This window comes from Flavobacterium sp. (assembly GCF_043720215.1).
GTDB lineage: Bacteria > Bacteroidota > Bacteroidia > Flavobacteriales > Flavobacteriaceae > Flavobacterium.
Map to the genome: position 1 here is coordinate 1 of NZ_JAYSSZ010000289.1, position 19,363 is coordinate 19,363.

At 33.2% G+C, this 19,363-nt stretch carries 14 protein-coding genes, 1 tRNA gene and 1 pseudogene; 10 read left to right on the forward strand and 6 right to left on the reverse strand.

The features are described from left to right. The 4 genes and pseudogenes from ACHZC3_RS12585 to ACHZC3_RS12600 form a co-directional block, all read left to right on the forward strand. Positions 1-797 (forward strand): annotated as a pseudogene (locus ACHZC3_RS12585) (ribonucleoside-diphosphate reductase subunit alpha); the annotation flags it as partial. A 195-nt stretch (positions 798-992) separates the two neighbouring features. Then, positions 993-1,442 (forward strand): GNAT family N-acetyltransferase, encoded by a 450-nt coding sequence (locus ACHZC3_RS12590; protein ID WP_394760224.1) that lies wholly within the window; start codon positions 993-995, stop codon positions 1,440-1,442. Positions 1,443-1,494: 52 nt separating this feature from the next. Beyond that, complete coding sequence (locus tag ACHZC3_RS12595) at positions 1,495-2,838, forward strand: deoxyguanosinetriphosphate triphosphohydrolase (protein ID WP_394760225.1); 1,344 nt, start codon at positions 1,495-1,497, stop codon at positions 2,836-2,838. A 73-nt stretch (positions 2,839-2,911) separates the two neighbouring features. Then, complete coding sequence (locus tag ACHZC3_RS12600; protein ID WP_394760226.1) at positions 2,912-5,614, forward strand: T9SS-dependent M36 family metallopeptidase; 2,703 nt, start codon at positions 2,912-2,914, stop codon at positions 5,612-5,614. Between the two features lie 50 nt (positions 5,615-5,664). Here ACHZC3_RS12600 and ACHZC3_RS12605 read toward each other — a convergent pair whose 3' ends face one another. Beyond that, positions 5,665-7,437: a 1-deoxy-D-xylulose-5-phosphate synthase gene (locus ACHZC3_RS12605; RefSeq protein WP_394760227.1), complete on the reverse strand. Its 1,773-nt coding sequence runs from the start codon at positions 7,435-7,437 to the stop codon at positions 5,665-5,667. Between the two features lie 37 nt (positions 7,438-7,474). Here ACHZC3_RS12605 and ACHZC3_RS12610 point away from each other — a divergent pair, with 37 nt between their 5' ends. Further along, positions 7,475-7,915, forward strand: coding sequence for a nucleoside deaminase (locus ACHZC3_RS12610; RefSeq protein ID WP_394760228.1), 441 nt, complete (start codon positions 7,475-7,477; stop codon positions 7,913-7,915). Between the two features lie 55 nt (positions 7,916-7,970). On the opposite strand, the gene ACHZC3_RS12615 is transcribed toward ACHZC3_RS12610, so the two are convergent. Beyond that, positions 7,971-8,171: a cold-shock protein gene (locus ACHZC3_RS12615; RefSeq protein ID WP_011962450.1), complete on the reverse strand. Its 201-nt coding sequence runs from the start codon at positions 8,169-8,171 to the stop codon at positions 7,971-7,973. Positions 8,172-8,276: 105 nt separating this feature from the next. Continuing rightward, positions 8,277-10,028, reverse strand: coding sequence for an aspartate--tRNA ligase (gene aspS, locus ACHZC3_RS12620; RefSeq protein ID WP_394760229.1), 1,752 nt, complete (start codon positions 10,026-10,028; stop codon positions 8,277-8,279). 123 nt (positions 10,029-10,151) lie between these two features. Here aspS and ACHZC3_RS12625 point away from each other — a divergent pair, with 123 nt between their 5' ends. Further along, complete coding sequence (locus ACHZC3_RS12625; protein WP_394760230.1) at positions 10,152-11,156, forward strand: TlpA family protein disulfide reductase; 1,005 nt, start codon at positions 10,152-10,154, stop codon at positions 11,154-11,156. Between the two features lie 60 nt (positions 11,157-11,216). Here ACHZC3_RS12625 and ACHZC3_RS12630 read toward each other — a convergent pair. After that, positions 11,217-11,298, reverse strand: a tRNA-Leu gene (locus ACHZC3_RS12630). 108 nt (positions 11,299-11,406) lie between these two features. Here ACHZC3_RS12630 and ACHZC3_RS12635 point away from each other — a divergent pair. From ACHZC3_RS12635 to ACHZC3_RS12650, 4 genes are all read left to right on the forward strand, one after another. Continuing rightward, complete coding sequence (locus ACHZC3_RS12635; RefSeq protein ID WP_394760231.1) at positions 11,407-12,795, forward strand: dipeptidase; 1,389 nt, start codon at positions 11,407-11,409, stop codon at positions 12,793-12,795. A gap of 12 nt (positions 12,796-12,807) precedes the next feature. Next, positions 12,808-13,359, forward strand: a complete 552-nt coding sequence (locus ACHZC3_RS12640) for a class I SAM-dependent methyltransferase (protein ID WP_394760232.1) — start codon at positions 12,808-12,810, stop codon at positions 13,357-13,359. A gap of 69 nt (positions 13,360-13,428) precedes the next feature. Then, on the forward strand, positions 13,429-14,997 hold the full coding sequence (locus ACHZC3_RS12645) for a flavin monoamine oxidase family protein (RefSeq protein WP_394760233.1): 1,569 nt from the start codon (positions 13,429-13,431) through the stop codon (positions 14,995-14,997). A 147-nt stretch (positions 14,998-15,144) separates the two neighbouring features. Beyond that, positions 15,145-16,245, forward strand: coding sequence for a DUF4407 domain-containing protein (locus tag ACHZC3_RS12650; RefSeq protein WP_394760234.1), 1,101 nt, complete (start codon positions 15,145-15,147; stop codon positions 16,243-16,245). A gap of 66 nt (positions 16,246-16,311) precedes the next feature. Here ACHZC3_RS12650 and ACHZC3_RS12655 read toward each other — a convergent pair whose 3' ends face one another. Together ACHZC3_RS12655 and ACHZC3_RS12660 are read right to left on the reverse strand one after the other, a co-directional pair. Continuing rightward, positions 16,312-17,655 (reverse strand): efflux RND transporter periplasmic adaptor subunit, encoded by a 1,344-nt coding sequence (locus ACHZC3_RS12655; protein ID WP_394760235.1) that lies wholly within the window; start codon positions 17,653-17,655, stop codon positions 16,312-16,314. A gap of 6 nt (positions 17,656-17,661) precedes the next feature. Next, the gene (locus ACHZC3_RS12660; RefSeq protein ID WP_394760236.1) at positions 17,662-19,104 is read right to left on the reverse strand and encodes a TolC family protein; all 1,443 of its coding nucleotides are present in this window, start codon (positions 19,102-19,104) and stop codon (positions 17,662-17,664) included. Positions 19,105-19,363: the final 259 nt, after the last annotated feature.

Here is a 19,363-nt window from a genome sequence, read left to right on the forward strand (position 1 = left end):
AAATGGCAATCGAAGAAGGCCCGTATTCTAGTTTTGCAGGTTCTCCAATATCGCAAGGAGAATTTCAATATAATATGTGGGGATTGAAAGACGAAGAACTTTCTGGTCGTTGGGACTGGGCAAGTTTACGAAAAGAAGTAATGAAAAATGGCGTTCGAAATTCACTTTTAGTTGCGCCAATGCCAACAGCATCCACTTCACAAATTTTGGGTAATAACGAAGCTTTCGAACCATATACTTCAAATATTTATACTCGTCGTGTTTTATCTGGCGAATTTATCGTGGTAAACAAACATTTACTCGAAGATTTAGTAAAATTAGGCTTGTGGACCGAAGATTTGAAACAACAATTAATGCGTGAAAATGGTTCTGTACAAAACCTTGATATTCCTCAAGACTTGAAAGATTTGTACAAAACAGTTTGGGAAATGTCTATGAAAGATATTATCGATATGTCACGTCACAGAGGCTATTTCGTGGATCAATCACAGTCGTTAAACTTGTTTATGCAAGACGCAAATTACTCGAAACTAACCTCGATGCACTTTTACGCTTGGAAATCAGGTTTAAAAACTGGAATGTATTACTTGAGAACAAAAGCTGCGGTCGATGCGATAAAGTTTACCTTAAATAACGACAAAAAAGCCGAACCAATTGCTGCTATCGAAGTAAAAGAGCAACCAGTTTTAGCTGAGGTTGAAGTAGTAACTACAGCTATGACTAACGAAGAATACCGCGCCATGATCGAATTAGCAAAAAATGCTGGTCCAGAAGATTGTGAAATGTGTGGATCTTAGTTAATTGAAAATTAAAAAACAATGCAGCTGTCAAATTTGATGGCTGTTTTGTTTTTTGGAGCTAATCCCGCTTTACGTTACAATCTTTTTTTCGGCGAAAAGCCTCAAAAAAGGATTTTCACTGCAAACGAAGTTCACTGAACTCCGACGAAAATGAAAGCGAAGTGAAGTAATCGGGGCTAAAAAAATAAAAAAATGATCCTATTAAAAAAAACAACTTCCGAAAACCAAGATTTTCAAAAACTAACAGCACTATTTGATGACTATCTTATTGATATTGATGGAGATGAAAAAGATTTCTTTGCTCAATACAATCATATTTATTTAGATAATGTTATCGTTTATTTTGAAAACGACATTGCTGTTGGCTGTGGAGCATTTAAAAAATATGATGTAGAAACTGTCGAAATAAAACGGATGTTTGTACATCCAGAACATAGAAACAAAGGAATAGCTAATCAAATTCTAAATGAATTAGAATCATGGGCAAAAGAACATAACTTCACTACATCAATTTTAGAAACTTCCTTCAAACTTGAAAATGCAATTGCATTATACAAAAAATCGGGTTATATCATAACTGAGAACTACGGACAATATGCAAATGTAGAAAGTAGTGTCTGCATGAAAAAAATCTTAAAATAAAATGTATTTTTGAATTTCAGCAAATCTGAAATCTAATATCTAAAATCCTAAAATGAACTGGGAACAACTATTATCTCTAAAACGACAAGGCGACACTAGCAAACGATTAAGAAAAGAACAAGACGATACCCGTTTGGGTTTCGAGGTCGATTATGACAGAATTATTTTTTCGGCAGCATTTCGCAGTTTGCAAGACAAAACGCAAGTTATTCCGTTATCTAAAACAGATTTTGTACATACAAGACTAACACACAGTTTAGAAGTTTCTGTAGTTGGGCGATCTATCGGGCGATTAGTCGGTAAGAAAATCATAGAAAAATACCCGCATTTACAAGAAATTCACGGTTATCAAGCCAATGATTTTGGAGCTATTGTTGCCGCTGCATCGCTGGCACATGACATTGGAAATCCGCCTTTTGGTCATTCGGGAGAAAAAGCCATTGGCGAGTATTTTTCTATAGGAAAAGGGCAAAAATTCAAAGATCAACTGACAGACAAACAATGGCAAGATTTAATCGATTTTGAAGGAAATGCCAATGGTTTTTCTGTTCTAACAAGTTCACGTCCAGGAATAGAAGGAGGTTTGCGTTTATCGTATGCTGTTTTAGGTGCTTTTATGAAATATCCAAAAGAAAGTTTACCTAAAAAACCAACTTCAGCAATTGCAGATAAAAAATATGGTTTTTTTCAAACTGATAAAACCTTTTTTCAGGAAGTAGCTTCAGAGTTAGGAATGATTGTTAATAAAACTGGAAATGATATTGGTTTCGAACGCCACCCACTCGCCTATCTTGTTGAAGCTGCAGATGACATTTGCTACACCATTATAGATTTTGAAGACGGAATGAATCTCGGCCTAATCTCTGAAGATTTTGCCCTAGAATACCTTATAAAATTAGTAAAAGATAGTATTGATACGGCAAAATATAACACCTTAACCACAAAGGAAGACAGAATCAGTTATTTACGTGCTTTAGCTATTGGAAGTTTAATAAATGATGCTGTTACTATATTTGTAGAAAATGAAAATGCTATACTAGAAGGAAAATTTCCATACGCATTAACAGATAAAAGTAAGTATAAAGCACAAATGGATGACATAATAAAATTGAGTGTCAAAAAAATATACCAAAGTCGAGAAGTAATTGAAAAAGAGCTTACTGGTTATCAAATAATTAACAACCTACTTGACAAATTCATCACTGCCTACAATAATAAACACGAAGGAAAAGCAACAAATTTTGATTCTTTATTACTCAATATATTACCCGAAAAATACCATTTAGAAAAAGAAAATTTATACGAGCAATTATTGCATATTTCTCATTTTGTCTCGATGTTAACTGATGGAAATGCATTGATATATAGTAATATAATATCGAATAGTCAAAATTAATTTCATAAAAAATATTTATATGTTCTAAAAAAAATTATATTTGCAATTAAGTAACCTTAATTTAATATAAATAATGAAAAAAATTACCCTACTTTTATTTTTTCTCGTTCCTCTTTTCGGGTTTTCGCAAACTCCTATCGAGAAAATACAAAGTTTCATGAACGAAAATCGTTCTAAACTTGGACTTGCAAGTCAAGATATTTCAGATTTAGTAATCGTTAACGAATTTACTACAGCTGACAATGGTGTTTTTATTTATCACGTAAAACAAAGAGTAAACGGATTTGAAGTATCAAATTCAGATTCAAATTTTTTGATTAAAAACGGAGAAATAATTAATGAAGGAGGAAAAAATTTTATTGCAAATTGCAATCAAAAATCAAATGTAGCAACCCCTTCATTATCTGTCGTTTCAGGTATTTCTGCAACAACTACTGCACTTAACGAATTAGCAATTAACAACGTTCAAGTTCTTGAGTCTAATTTAAACAAATACAAGTTAAGTAATGGAATTTTAACAGAAGATCCTATTACAGCACAATTGGTTTATTTCTTAGTTAATGGAAATACTCTAAAACTAGCTTGGAATTATGAATTTTATTCTCAAGACACTAAGCATTTATGGAATGTAATGTTAGATGCTACAGATGGAAGAATTTTATCTAAAAAAGATATGGTTATATCTTGTAATTTTGGAACAAATCATAACGAACATAATCACAATTCAAACTCGTTTACACAATCTTTCATAAAAGACAATACAAGTAGCGCACTAGCTCTTACTCCAGGAACTACAAATTATAGAGTTATTCCTTTTAATTATGAGAGCCCAAACCACTCAGCTAGACAGTTAATAACAAATCCTGAAATGGCTACTCCAAGCACAACAGCTGCTTCACCAAACGGTTGGCACAATACAAACGCAACTATTGGAGGGGGAACAGCAGCAACACAATTTAACTATACGAAAGGAAATAATGCCTTTGCTTACTCTGATTACACAAATGCAAATCCCGCAAATCCAACAACATATACTACAGCATCGACTGGAGCATACCCTAATCTAACTTTTGATTTTGCTTACGGAGGAAATGGAGTTGCAGCTACAAGCTATATAACGGCAGCTACAACAAATTTATTCTACATGAATAATATAATGCATGATATCTGGTATCAGTATGGTTTTACTGAAGCAAACAAAAATTTCCAGACTGTCAATTACGGAAGAGGTGGAACAGCTAATGATGCTGTAAATGCAGAGGCGCAGGATGCTTCTCAAGCTACAACACCTTCTTTTAATAATGCAAACTTTTCTACTCAACTAGATGGCACTAAACCAAGAATGCAAATGTATCTTTGGAATGTTAGAAAACCATTAAGTTTTGTTGTAAACTCAGGGACTTTAGCTGGAAGTACATATAACGTAAATGACAATGCTTTTACTGCAGGACATGTAAACTTTCCACTTTCTCCAGCAGCATTAACTCGTGATTTAGTACTTTATGTTGACAGTACTCCTGACACTTCTGATGCTTGTACTCTAACAGCAGGTGCCGCAGCTGTAAATGCTGCAGCTTTAGCTGGAAAAATAGCCGTAATAAGACGTGGTGCTTGTTCGTTTGCAATAAAAGTAAAATTTGCTCAAAATGCTGGTGCTGTAGGTGTAATAATTGTAAACAATGCTGCTGGAGGAATATCTATGATTGGAGCAGATGCAACAATTACAATCCCTGCATTAAGTATGTTACAGGCTGATGGTGAAGCACTAATCGCTTCAATGTTATCTGGAACTGTAAACGTTAGCATATCAGATATGCAGACAACCCCTTTTGTAAATACCGATGGTGATTTTGACAACGGAATTATTGCACATGAATATACTCATGGAATTTCTACGAGACTATCTGGTAATTGTTTGAACAGTTCTGAACAACAAGGAGAAGGCTGGTCTGACTGGGCATGGTTGATGATGCAAATTAAAGCTGGCGACACTGGAACTGACGCAAGAGGCATAGGTACTTTTGCTCAGAATGAACCTACAAATGGTGATGGAATTAGAGAATTTAAATACTCTACAGATATGGCAGTAAATCCTCACACCTATGCTGATGTAGCTGACCAATTCTTTACTGATGCGACAACTGGGGTTGAGTCAGTATCTCCACATGGAGTAGGATCTATTTGGGCAGTTATGTTATGGGATTTAGCATGGAATTTCATAGCTGCACATGGTTATGATTCTAATATATATAGTGGAACAGGTGGTAATAATAAAGTAATGAAATTAGTCTTAGATGCTATCAAACTTGACGGATGTGACCCTTCTTTTATTTCAGCTCGTGATGCTATTATAGCAGCGGATCAAGCAAGTAATGGTGGAGCTAATTTTGCAATAATCTGGACTACTTTTGCAAGAAGAGGACTAGGATATAGCGCAACTTCTGGATCAAATGACGGATCTGCTCTCGGATTACAAGGCGCAGTAGAAGCTTATGATTTACCTCCAAGTTTAGGTTTAAACTCATTTCAAAATGAAAAAATAATAAATATATACCCTAATCCTTCAAATGGACTGGTTAATATAAAAATTAATCAATTTACAGGAAAAGTTAACTTACAAGTTATTGATTTAAATGGTCGTGTAGTTTATTCATTAAAAAACACTGATTTTAATGTTGAAACATCAATCAACCTTAATAATTTAGAATCTGGAATGTATCTTATAAAAATTGAAGGTGATGAATTAAATTACACTAAGAAAATAATCTTAAACTAGTTTTTTATCACAATAAGAACAAAAGTGCTTGAGAAATCAGGCACTTTTTTTTATGATAATAATTCGAATTTTTTCATTAAAGATTCTACATCAATCCCGCAAATTTTATGTAGTTCATTTACGGAGCCATGTTCGATAAAATTATCAGAAATACCTAAATTTTTAATCAAAATAGTATGTTTATTATTACTAAAAAATTGATTAACAGCACTTCCGAAACCACCAATTATTGTGCTTTCCTCAACGGTTATAATTTTGTCATATTTAATAAATATTTGTTTGAGTAAAACTTCATCCAGAGGTTTTATAAAAGGAAAATGATAATGGGAAAATAACTCAGAATTTTCAATTTTAGAAAGCGCATTAATAACGTTATTCCCAATAGTTCCCGTAGATAATATAGCAATTCTAGAACCTTTTTTTAATTGTATCCCTTTACCTATTTCAACTTGTTCGAATGGCAATTGCCAATTTTGAATCACGCCACGACCACGCGGATAACGAATAGCAATCGGATGTTTTAATCCTAATTGTGCGGTAAACATAATATTTCGCAATTCAATTTCGTTTATTGGTGCATAAATAATCATATTTGGGATACAATTTAAATAGGCAATATGAAAAACACCATGATGTGTTGCGCCATCTTCACCAACTAGTCCTGCCCTATCCAAACAAAAAATGACTGGTAAATTTTGCAACGCCACATCATGAATTACCTGATCATAGGCTCTTTGCATAAATGTGGAATAAATATTACAAAAAACAACCATTCCTTGCGTTGCCATTCCTGCCGATAAAGTCACTGCGTGTTGCTCAGCAATCCCGACATCGAAAGCACGCTTAGGAAAAGCTTCCATCATAAATTTCATTGAAGATCCAGATGGCATAGCTGGGGTAATCCCTATTATTTTTTCATTTTGCTCGGCTAGTTCTACTAAAGTTAATCCAAAAACATCTTGAAATTTTGGAGGTAAATTCTCTTCGGATTTCAAATGAATCTCACCTGTTACAGCGTCAAATTTCCCTGGCGCATGGTATTTTACCTGATCTTCTTCGGCAAGTTGCAACCCTTTGCCTTTGGTTGTAATTATATGAAGAAATTTAGGGCCCTCTATATTTTGTAATCGTTTTAATTCTTTAACAACTGCAAAAATATCATGACCGTCAATTGGACCTGAATAATCAAAATTCAAAGAGGTAATTATATTATTGTCTTTGTGATTTTTTCCATCTTTGACAGCAGTTAAATATTTTTTTAGAGCACCAACACTTGGATCTATTCCAATTGCATTGTCATTTAAGATTACCAATAAATTTGCTTCCGTTACTCCAGCGTGATTTAATCCCTCAAAAGCCATTCCTGAAGCTAAAGAAGCATCTCCTATTACTGCAATATGATGTTTATTCAAATCTCCTTTTATATTAGAAGATATTGCCATTCCCAATGCTGCAGAAATTGAAGTTGATGAATGTCCTACGCCAAATGCATCATAAATACTTTCGCTTCGTTTAGGAAAACCAGAAATTCCTCCTAATTTACGATTAGTATAAAAATTATCTCTTCGTCCAGTTAGAATTTTATGCCCATAGGCTTGGTGTCCCACATCCCAAACTAATAAATCTTCGGGTGTATTGAAAACATAATGCAAAGCAATTGTAAGCTCGACAACACCAAGACTTGCACCAAGATGTCCTTCATTTTTGGAAACAACATCTATAATAAAATCTCGCAATTCCTTTGCAACTTGTGGTAGCAGATTTATATCTAACCGACGTAAATCTTTTGGATCATTTATATTTTTTAGCAAATTATCAGACATGAAGCAAATGTACAAATTGAATTCTTATTTTTGCTTTATGGAAAACATTTTCACTGACGAATATTTTATGAAAAAAGCTTTGCAAGAAGCTTATATGGCTTTTGATAAAGACGAAATTCCTGTTGGTGCGATTGTAGTTATAAACAATCGAGTAATTGCCAAAAGTCATAATCTAACCGAACTATTAAATGATGTTACAGCTCATGCAGAAATGCAAGCGATTACCGCCTCAGCTAATTTTTTGGGTGGTAAATATTTAACTAACTGCACTTTGTATGTAACACTTGAGCCTTGCCAGATGTGCGCTGGTGCTTTATACTGGAGTCAGATTTCTAAAATTGTCTTTGGAGCAAGTGACCCTCAACGTGGTTTTACTAAAATGGGGACTCAACTACACCCTAAAACTATTATTGTTAGCGGCGTTTTAGAAGAAGAGTGTGGAGACTTAATGAAGGATTTTTTTAGAAAAAAGAGATAAAAAAACCGCTTCAAAATGAAACGGTTAGTTTTTCGGTATGCCAAAAAATAATTTATTATCCTTCGATAACTACTACTTGAGCAGCTACTCTACCTTTTCTTCCTTCTTCTTCTTCGTAAGAAACTTTGTCTCCTTCTCTTAACTCTTCAGCTTTGATACCTGAAGCGTGTACGAAAATGTCTTTTCCTGTTTCGTCGTCTGTAATAAATCCGTAACCTTTAGATTCATTGAAAAATTTTACTGTTCCTGTGCGCATTTTAATTGTAATAATAATTTATAATGTAGCAAATGTAATCTTTAAAATAATACAAACGTAAATTTGTGTTAATATTTTTTTAAAAATATTGATAATCAGGCGTTTCTATTTAAAATCTAATTGAATATGTAATTCTTTTAGTTGGTTTTCATCGATACTTGATGGTGCATCAATCATTACATCTCTTCCTGAATTATTTTTTGGGAAAGCAATAAAATCACGAATTGTTTCTTGTCCGCCCAAAATTGCTACTAATCTATCTAGTCCAAAAGCCAATCCTCCGTGTGGTGGTGCTCCGAACTGAAATGCATCCATTAGGAATCCGAATTGATTTCTTGCTTCTTCTTCAGTAAATCCTAAATATTTAAACATTAATGCTTGCGTGGCTTTATCATGAATTCTGATAGAACCTCCGCCTATTTCGTTTCCATTCAAAACCATATCATAAGCATTAGCACGAACTGATTTAGGATCTGTTTCTAACAAGCGCATGTCTTCTGGCTTAGGGGAAGTAAACGGATGGTGCATAGCGTGATAACGACCGCTTTCTTCATCAAACTCTAATAAAGGAAAATCGACAACCCAAAGTGGTGCGAATTCTGCTGGGTTTCTTAACCCCAAACGTGTTGCTAATTCCATTCTAAGTGCAGAAAGCTGTGTTCTAGTTTTATCTGCTGGACCAGAAAGCACAAAAATCATGTCTCCAGCTTTTGCTCCTGTTGTTTTTGCCCAATTGCTTAAATCGCCTTGATCGTAAAATTTATCTACGGATGATTTATAAGTGCCATCTTCATTACATTTTACATAGACCATTCCTGAAGCGCCAATTTGCGGACGTTTCATCCACTCTATTAAAGCATCAATTTCTTTTCTAGAATATTCTCCAACTCCTGGAACTGCAATAGCTACAACTAATTCGGCAGCATTAAAAACTGGAAAATCTTTATGTTTAGCATATTCGTTTAGTTCGCCAAACTCCATTCCGAAACGAATATCTGGTTTGTCATTTCCGTAGGTTCTCATAGCGTAATCATAAGTGATACGAGGAAATTTATCTACTTCAATTCCTTTTATTTCTTTTAATAAATGACGAGTTAGACCTTCAAAGACATTCAAAATGTCTTCTTGTTCTACAAATGCCATTTCGCAATCGATTTGTGTAAATTCTGGCTGACGATCGGCACGCAAATCCTCATCTCGGAAACATTTTACGATTTGAAAATATTTATCCATTCCGCCCACCATCAATAATTGTTTGAATGTTTGTGGTGATTGAGGCAAGGCATAAAACTGACCTTCGTTCATTCTAGATGGAACAACAAAATCCCTTGCTCCTTCTGGTGTAGATTTTATTAAATAAGGTGTTTCTACTTCGCAAAAATCTAGATCCGATAAGTATTTACGAACTTCCATTGCTACTTTATGACGAAAAAGCAAACTGTTTTTTACAGGATTTCTTCTAATGTCAAGATAACGGTATTTCATACGAATATCTTCCCCACCATCGGTTTCATCTTCAATTGTAAATGGTGGCGTAAGTGAAGCATTTAAAACAGTCATTTCAGTAACTAAAATTTCTATTTCTCCCGTTGGGATATTTTTATTTTTAGCTTCACGCTCTATAACTGTACCTTTTACTTGAATTACAAATTCACGACCCAATGTTTTTGCTAGTTCGAAAACTGTTTTGTCTGAACGACTTTCGTCGAACATGAGTTGTGTAATTCCGTAACGGTCACGCAAATCGACCCAATTCATAAATCCTTTATCACGAGATTTCTGAACCCAACCTGCCAGTGTAACTTCTGTATTTATATGTGTAGCGTTTAGTTCGCCGCAATTATGACTTCTGTACATTACCTAAATTTTAGGTTGCAAAAATACTATTTTGTTTGATGTTAAAAGTTAAAAAAATGAAAATTATATTCAAAACAATCCAAATAATTGTAAGTTTGACTACACATAATTAAAACAACACAAATGAAAAAATTATTTTTAATTGCATTAATCACTTTTTGCTCCATTTACAGTTTTGGACAATCTAAAAACGTAGTAATATTTCAAGCCGAAATAGCCAATAAAAACGGAGATGTTATTTATATTAAAGATACTAAAAACAAAACCATCAAAGAAATAAAAATTAACAACAAAGGGGTTTTTAAAGATACTTTTGAAATTGAAAAAGAAGATTTTTATATTTTTTTTGACGGAGTTGAATACACGCAATTGTTCCTTAAAAATGGCTATAATTTAAAATTAAAAATGGATGCCAAAAAGTTTGATGAATCTATCGTTTACACTGGAAAAGGCTCGAAAGAAAATAATTATTTAGCCCAAAGCGTTATAAAAGAAGTACAAATGGCTCCTGAGAAATTAGTCGCTTTAAATGAAGATGAATTTAAAAAAATGACTGATGATAAGAAACTAACTGAAGAAACTTTTTTAGACAAATCTAATTTAGACAAAACATTTGTCGAAATTCAAAAGAAAAATATTTCGATGAATATTAAAGGATTGCAACGATACTACACTGAAAGCAAAGCTATTCAAAAATTAAATAATGCTACTGCACCAACCTTTAACTATGTAAATCACAAAGGCGGAACTACAAAACTAGAAGACTTCAAAGGAAAATATGTATATATTGATGTTTGGGCAACTTGGTGTGGACCTTGCCGTAGAGAAATTCCTTTTTTACAAAAAGTAGAAGAAAAATACCACGGAAAAAACATTGAATTTGTAAGTATTTCTATAGATGTTCAGAAAGATTTTGAAAAATGGACAAAATTCGTAAGCGAGAAACAGCTAGGCGGAACACAACTTTTTGCTGATAATGATTGGAATTCAGATTTTGTAAAAAACCTAAACATTACTGGAATTCCTAGATTTATTCTAATTGACCCGAATGGAAAAATTGTAAATGCCGATGCAGAAAGACCATCATCTCCAAAGCTTCAAGAAGTATTTGACAAGCTTTTAAATTAGTTATAAGATAAACTAGAAATTAGTTAAAAATAAAAAACCCAACCTTTCGGTTGGGTTTTGTGCGGATAATAGGACTCGAACCTACACGCCTTGCGGCACCAGATCCTAAGTCTGGCATGTCTACCAATTTCACCATATCCGCAAAATTGTGAGTGCAAAGATAAAAATAAATATCAATTATGAAACACGAATTATAATTTTTTTTAAAACTCTTTTTTGTACTTTTGAAAATCAAATTAAAAATTTAGAAATGGACAATATAAAATCATACGTTCAGACAAATAAAAATCGTTTTATAAACGAATTAATTGAACTTTTAAAAATTCCTTCCGTAAGTGCTGATGCCGCTTATTCTCAAGATGTCATCAACACATCAGTAGCAGTTAAAGCTAGTCTAGAAAAAGCAGGTTGTCATTTTGTTGAGATTTGTGAAACTCCTGGCTACCCTATCGTCTTTGGCGAACATATTATCGATAAAAACTTACCGACAGTTTTAGTTTACGGTCATTATGACGTACAACCGGCTGATCCTATGGAATTATGGACATCTCCCCCATTTGAACCAGTTATTAAAACAACCGAAATTCACCCAGAAGGAGCAATTTTCGCTCGTGGTTCTTGTGATGACAAAGGACAAATGTACATGCACGTTAAGGCATTCGAGTATATGATTGCTAACAATAACTTGCCTTGCAACGTAAAATTTATGATTGAAGGTGAAGAAGAAGTAGGTTCTAAATCACTTTCTTGGTTTGTAGAACGCAACCAAGAAAAATTAGCATGTGATGTAATCCTAATTTCAGATACAGGAATGATTTCTAATCAACAGCCATCAATCACAACAGGTTTACGTGGCTTAAGTTATGTTGAAGTAGAAGTTACAGGTCCAAATAGAGATTTACATTCTGGTTTATATGGTGGCGCAGTAGCTAATCCTATCAATGTTTTAGCAAAAATGATTGCTTCGCTTCATGATGAAAACAACCACATTACTATTCCTGGTTTTTACGACAATGTTGAGGAATTATCTCTAGAAGAAAGAGCTGAAATGGCAAAAGCACCATTTAATTTAGACAACTATAAAAAAGCACTCGATTTAAATGATGTTTACGGAGAAAAAGGTTATGTTACCAATGAGAGAAACTCTATTAGACCAACTTTAGATGTAAATGGAATTTGGGGAGGATATACAGGAGAAGGAGCAAAAACGGTTATTGCTAGCCAAGCTTTTGCAAAAATATCTATGAGATTAGTCCCTAATCAAGATTGGGAGCATATTACCCAGTTATTTACCAAACATTTCGAAAGTATTGCTCCGTCAGGAGTTACTGTGAAAGTAAAGCCACATCACGGAGGTCAAGGTTATGTAACACCAATAGACAGTATTGGATACAAAGCTGCAAATATGGCTTATACGGAAACTTTTGGAGTTCCAGCTATTCCAGTTCGTTCTGGCGGAAGTATTCCTATTGTAGCTTTATTTGAAAAAGAACTAAAAAGCAAAACAATACTAATGGGATTTGGTTTAGATAGTGATGCAATTCACTCACCAAATGAGCATTTCGGAATTTTTAATTACCTAAAAGGAATTGAAACTATTCCATTATTTTACAAGTATTTTGTAGAATTAAGTAAATAATCACAAAATACCTTGAGCAAAAAAAAGTTTATCTCAGAAGTTTTCAAATCAGGAGGAACTATTGGTGCTTTGTCACCAAGTTCCTCTTTTCTTGCAAAAAAAATGCTAAAACCTATTCATTTTGACACCGCAAATTGCATTGTCGAATTTGGACCAGGAACCGGTGTTTTTACACATAAATTATTAGAAAAAATGTCTTCTAATAGTATATTATTAACATTTGAAATCAATCCTGCATTTCATGATGAGTTAATAAAAATTAATGATTCTCGATTGATTGTTATAAATGATAGTGCCGAAAAGATAGACCATTATCTACTTTTACACAATCAGAAAAAAGCAGATTACATTATTTCTTCTTTACCTTTTGCTATGATTCCAGATGTAGTTGTAGACAATATTTTAAAAAATTCGTTTGAAGTTTTATCAGAAAAAGGAAAATTTATTCAGTTTCAATATTCTTTAAACGCGCTTTCAAAATTAAAGCTTCTGTTTTCTAAAGTGAAAATTAGCTTTACTTTTTTAAATTTACCACCAGCCTTTGTTTTTGTTTGCAGTAAATAAAAAACTAATGTCTTTTTCTGTATTCATTTGACTATATTTTTTTAAGTTTACGCTTTGAAAACAACACAAATGAAAAAGAATATTTTGATTGCTGGTGGCGGAATTTCTGGACTTTACAGCGCGCTACAATTAAGTCAAAGAGGTCACAATGTAACCATTATTGAAGCAGCTCCAAACCATTGGGGTGGCCGTATAGAAACTACAATTTTAGATGAATTTGTTGCCGAATGGGGACCAATGCGTTTTGAAACGCAATTACAACCTAAATTCGGAAAATTAATTGACGATTTAAAAATTGAACTCATTCCATTCAACGGACCAAAAGCAAATCCGTCTCCTTTTCCTCAGTATGACCTACCATTGCAAGAACAAAATCTTGATGCTTTGGATTTATTGCGAAGAGGGATTTTGCTTATGATGGGAAAATCACTTAACAATCCGCTAGATTATGGTTGCCAAAATTGGATTGATAGTTTGACAGAAGATGATTTTCGTATGATGCGAAAAGAATCAAAACTTAATGAAAAACTCATGTGGAAAATGGGTTTCTGGAATGCTTTGAGCGAAGACGGAATTTTATCTCATCAAGCATTGATGAAAATTCGAGATACTGGAACTTTCTATCATATGATTCCTGACAACTTAAATGCTATTGAATGGGTAATTTGGTGGTTGCGTGCTTTCAAAACTGAAGGACAGATCTTATCAACCATCAAAAAAGGTTCGAATGAAATCACAAATCAGATGATTCTTAGGCTTCAAAGTAGAGCCAATGTAACATTGATTAACAATGCTAAATTAATTTCATTCAAAAACCAAACAAGTACTCAAATTGAAGCACTCTATCTTCACGATGGAAATGAAAAAATTATTTTTGCCGATCATTTATTATTGGCAATGCCTCAATATCCATTAAAACAATTGGCGTCCTCTTTACCCGATTCAATCAGCTCTCAATTAGATTCAGTTAATGGTTTTGCGATGACTAAAGTGTTTTTTATTATGAACCAACCTTGGTGGAAATACGACCAATCGCCACAAGCCAGAGCCAATAGAATGCCTACTCGAGAAATTCATTATTTCCGACGTTCAAAAACAGATGATTTTGATGGCTACGGTATGATTTTATTGTACACTGACAAACCAGCAACCGAATTTTGGAACTATTACATTCAGGACAGCAGCCTGCATCATTTAGCCGAGGTTAATAATAATGATGAAATCAAACAGCAATTTGCCAACTTTATGTCCAAAGATGTTTATCGTTCGTTACAAGGAAATGAAGCCATGACTTCTTCAGGTTTACATTTAACAAGAGAAGCGTTGTTTAAGTATTCTAACATGACTTTAGACGAAATCAATATTGACATTGAAGCTTCGATTGTTTCTTACGGCATTCGTGATTGGTCTTGCGCACCTTATGGAGCGGGCAATCATTGTTGGCGACCAGGAGTAAAGTCTTGGGAAATACAAGAGCTATTTAAAGCATTTTCATTAAACGATTCGAAAAATAAAAATGTACATATTATTGGGGAAGCTTATTCTGATTATACGGGGTTTATAGAAGGAGCAATTAATTCTTCCGATTGGGCATTGGAACTCATTACAGGCGAAAAAATGACAATTGATATGAAATAAAATATAAAAAATTCAGAGACTATATTTGATTATTTATTCGCAATTTCAAAATTATATTTTATTTAACTTAAAATAAAACAACGTTTTATACTGAATTTAGATTTTTGGCGTTAAATTTGTACATCATCAATCAAATCACAATCAATCATGTTAAAACGTTTTTTTATTCTGTGCTCCGGCGCAGATGAGGATTTACTTTCCTCTTGTTCTGAAGGCGAACAAACTAAGTATGTTGGTATTGGAGCCACGGTTTTCTTTACCGCAATTATGGCATTTATTGCCAGCAGTTATGCGCTTTTTACTGTTTTCGACAGCATTTATCCTTCCGTTTCTTTCGGAATTGTGTGGGCTTTACTTATTTTTAATCTCGACCGATTTATTGTTTCTACTATTAGAAAACGTGACCGATTGTGGAACGAATTTCTGCAAGCAACGCCAAGAATCATTTTGGCGATGATTATCGCCATCGTAATTTCGAAACCATTAGAAATTAAAATTTTCGAAAAAGAAATCAATACCGTTTTACTCAAAGAGAAAAATCAATTGGCAATGGCTAATAAAAAGCAGGTTTCAGATTATTTCAAATCTGATTTAGATAAAAACAAAGCCGAAATTGATAGTTTAAAATTGGAACTTTCTAAAAAAGAAAAAGAAGTCAATTCGTACTACGAAACTTATATTGCCGAAGCTGAAGGAACTGCTGGTACAAAAAAATTAGGCAAAGGTCCTGTATTTAAAGAAAAAATAGCAAAACACGATTTAGCAAAAAAAGAATTGGACACTCTGCAAAAAGCTAACTTAGCAAAAATTACGGAAAAAGAGAAAAAATCAAAAATATTACAAGCGGATTTAGACAAAAAAGTGACAGAAACTCAACCTATCATTGATAGTTTTGATGGCTTAATGGCGAGAATAAATGCGTTAGGAAAATTACCTTCTATTCCTTCTCTTTTTATAATGTTATTATTTCTAGCTATAGAAACCTCTCCTATTATTGCTAAATTACTATCTCCAAAAGGTGAATACGATTACAAACTGGAAGATACTGAAACCGCTTTAAAAACGCATATCGAGCAAAATAATTACCAACGAAATCTTCACAAGCAAACAGACGCTTCTATTTATGATAAGATCTATGATGAGATTCGAGAAGTAAAAGAGCTGTACGAATACAAGCGAAAACGAGCTAAAGAATTACTCGAATTACAAGCTGATGTCTTTTTAGAAAAACAGAAAGGTGTAATGTAGTATAACAAAAAAATGCCAAAAATCTAAGTTAGATTTTTGGCATTTTTCAATTTAGAAACCTTTTTTTTAGATTTCTTTATTTTCTTTTTCCTTCTGTTTTTTCTTTTCGGCAGCAATTTCTTCCTTAGTTTTTACATAAACTACGTCATCTGGATTTAGCTCTTTTGTCACTGTTGTATAAGGTCCTGTTACGATAGTCTCCCCTTTTTTAAGTCCCGAAATTACTTCTATATAAGTATCATCTTGAATTCCAGTTGTAACAATTCTAAGTTTTACCTTATCTCCAACTTTAACAAAAACACATTCGTATCTTTTTTCGTTTTTTACTTCTGGTTCTTCATCTTCTTTCTCCGAATTTTCATCTTCAACAACAAATGCTTTACGTGAAGAAGTTGTATCAGTTCGCATGACAACGGCACTAATTGGCACTGTAATAACATTTTCTTTACGAGTAGTCATAATATCCACAGTAGCTGTCATTCCTGGACGAAAAGGCGAAAAATTACTTGGCTTTCCTGCTGCTAGATCAGCATAAGATTCTTTAAGAATTCGAACTTTTACTTTAAAATTTGTTACTTGGTCCGCAGAAAGTGTTGCACTAGCAGAATTAGAAATACTGGTTACAATTCCTCTAAATTCTTTTTTTAGATAAGCATCAACTTCTACTTTTGCTGAATCGCCAATAGAAATTTTCACAATATCATTTTCATTTACATCTACTTCAACCTCCATATTGTTTAGGTCTGCCACACGCATCATTTCGGTTCCCGCCATTTGTTGTGTTCCCAAAACACGTTCCCCTAATTCTACATCCAATTTAGAAATTGTACCATCTACAGGCGCATAAATAGCTGTTTTTCCTAGGTTTTCACGTGATTCATTGACTGTTGCTGAAGCACTTTGCACGTTATAATAAGCCGCTTGTTTTGATGCTTGAGCTCCTTCAAAAGCAGCGACAGATTTATCCCATTCTGATCTAGAAATTATGCCTTTATCGAACAATTTTTTATTTCTCTCATAACTTGCCTTTGCTTCTTTAAACTGGGCATCTGCTTGGCTTAAACCAGCTTTAGTATTAGATAAACCAGCTTGAGAACGATTTAATCCAGAAGTATATAATTCTGGATTTACTCTTACTAACAAATCTCCTTTTCTAACCGTTTGCCCTTCTTTTACTGGCAATGCAATAATTTCGCCAGAAACTTCAGATGATATTTTAACTTCTATTTCAGGTTGTATTTTTCCGGTTCCTGAAACCGTTTCTATTATTGTTCGCTGTTCTATTTTTGCAATTTCAACTTCTTTTCCTTTGTCACTACTTCCTATAGCTCCTGATTTTTTAAGATATATTGCTCCAATAACTGCAACGACAGCAACTCCTAATAAAATATATTTCGTCTTTTTTGTCATGATAACTTATTGTTTTTTAATAATTGGAATTCCGAAGTAGAACTCTAATATTTTGGTTCTAAAAATATAATCGTATTTAGTTCTTAATACTTCTGATTGTGCATTTACAAATAAGGTTTGCGTCTGATTAAAATCGAAGACATTCATGAGTCCTACTTCGTATCTTTCTTTGGCATAATTGAATGCTCCTTGTCTTGCTTCCAATGTAGAAACGGCTGCTTCATATGTTTTTTGAGCTCCTTTTGTATCTGTATACGCTGTAAAAACAGTTCTTTCTAAATCCAATTCTTGTTGTTGCAAGGCTATTCTTGAACGATCTAATGCGATTTTTGAACGGAAAACATTATTTCTTGTAGCAAATCCATTAAAAATAGGAACATTTAAAGAAAGTCCAAAACTTTGTCCTTTATTATCACTAAATTGATTGAAAACAGCATCAGGTTTCCCTAAAATTGTAGAAAAATTAGGTTGTAAAACGGGCTGGTTTGTGCCGTCTACATAACCAATTATCGATGTTGGATTGTTAGTATTTGGCGTAAACCCAACTACTCTATCCGAATAACCTGCTCTTGTATTAAAATTATAAAAAGCCTGTAATGTTGGTTGATACCCTCCACGAGCTATTTTTACATCTTTTTCAGCAATTTGAACATTCGTTTGAGCAATTTTCAAATCGGTTCTGGTTTCTTTTGCTTTATCAAAAATTACTTTTGGATCTTCCATCAAAATAGCACTTTCTTGAGTAGTTGTTTCAGCATCAACAATATCAAATTCTTGAAAATTATCTATTTGCAATAATTGCGCTAAACTTAATTTAGATAAAAATAAAGCATTTTCAGCAGCAATTAATCGCTGATTGTCTGACGCAACTGTCGCTTTTACGTCGAGTAAGTCGCCACGAGGAATTACTCCAGCTTCTACCAACTCATTTGTTCTTTCTAGTTGTTTCGTATCGTAAGACAATTGTTGTTGTTGTACTTTTAGATTTTCTTTGTTAAAAAGTATCTGCAAATACGCATTTACAACATTCAAAGAAACATCTTCTTGCATTTTTGTTAGCTGATATTGAGACGAAATTATCGAAAGCTTCGCTTTTCGTAATTGATTCTGATTTTGTAATCCTTTATATATATCGATTCCAACATTTAAACCAGCAGAAGTAAATTGTGTAGTTTGATTCTCTAATAAACCAGTTGTTATATTTTGGTTTAAACCAATATTCCAAGAATGAGAAGCTTGCGCATTTACCGTTGGAAGAAATTTACCAATTGCATCTTTTTTAGAAATATCTGACAATTGTTTATCTAGAGCAGATTGTTTTATCGAAATATTATGTTCAACTGCATAAGTAACACATTCTTCGAGTGTCCACTTTTTGGTTTGACCAAAAGAAGTTGCACTAAGAAAAATTACAACAACTAAAATTAGGCTTTTTATGTTTTTTATCATTTTAAATAAATGGAGTTTTTTCTGATTTAACTACAAAACAAATTCTTTTACAAATCAATTTTACAATAAGACTACTGCTTTTATAATTTGTTACAATTTTAGAATGAAAATTTTTGAAAAATAATTTTACATTTGTTTAAATTATTTTTTTGATGAAAAACATTTTGCAAATTATTGGATTTTTTACAATGTCAATTTTCTACACCAGTTGTTCAACAACTCAAAAAATAGAACTTATGAAACCTGAACCAGATGAAGC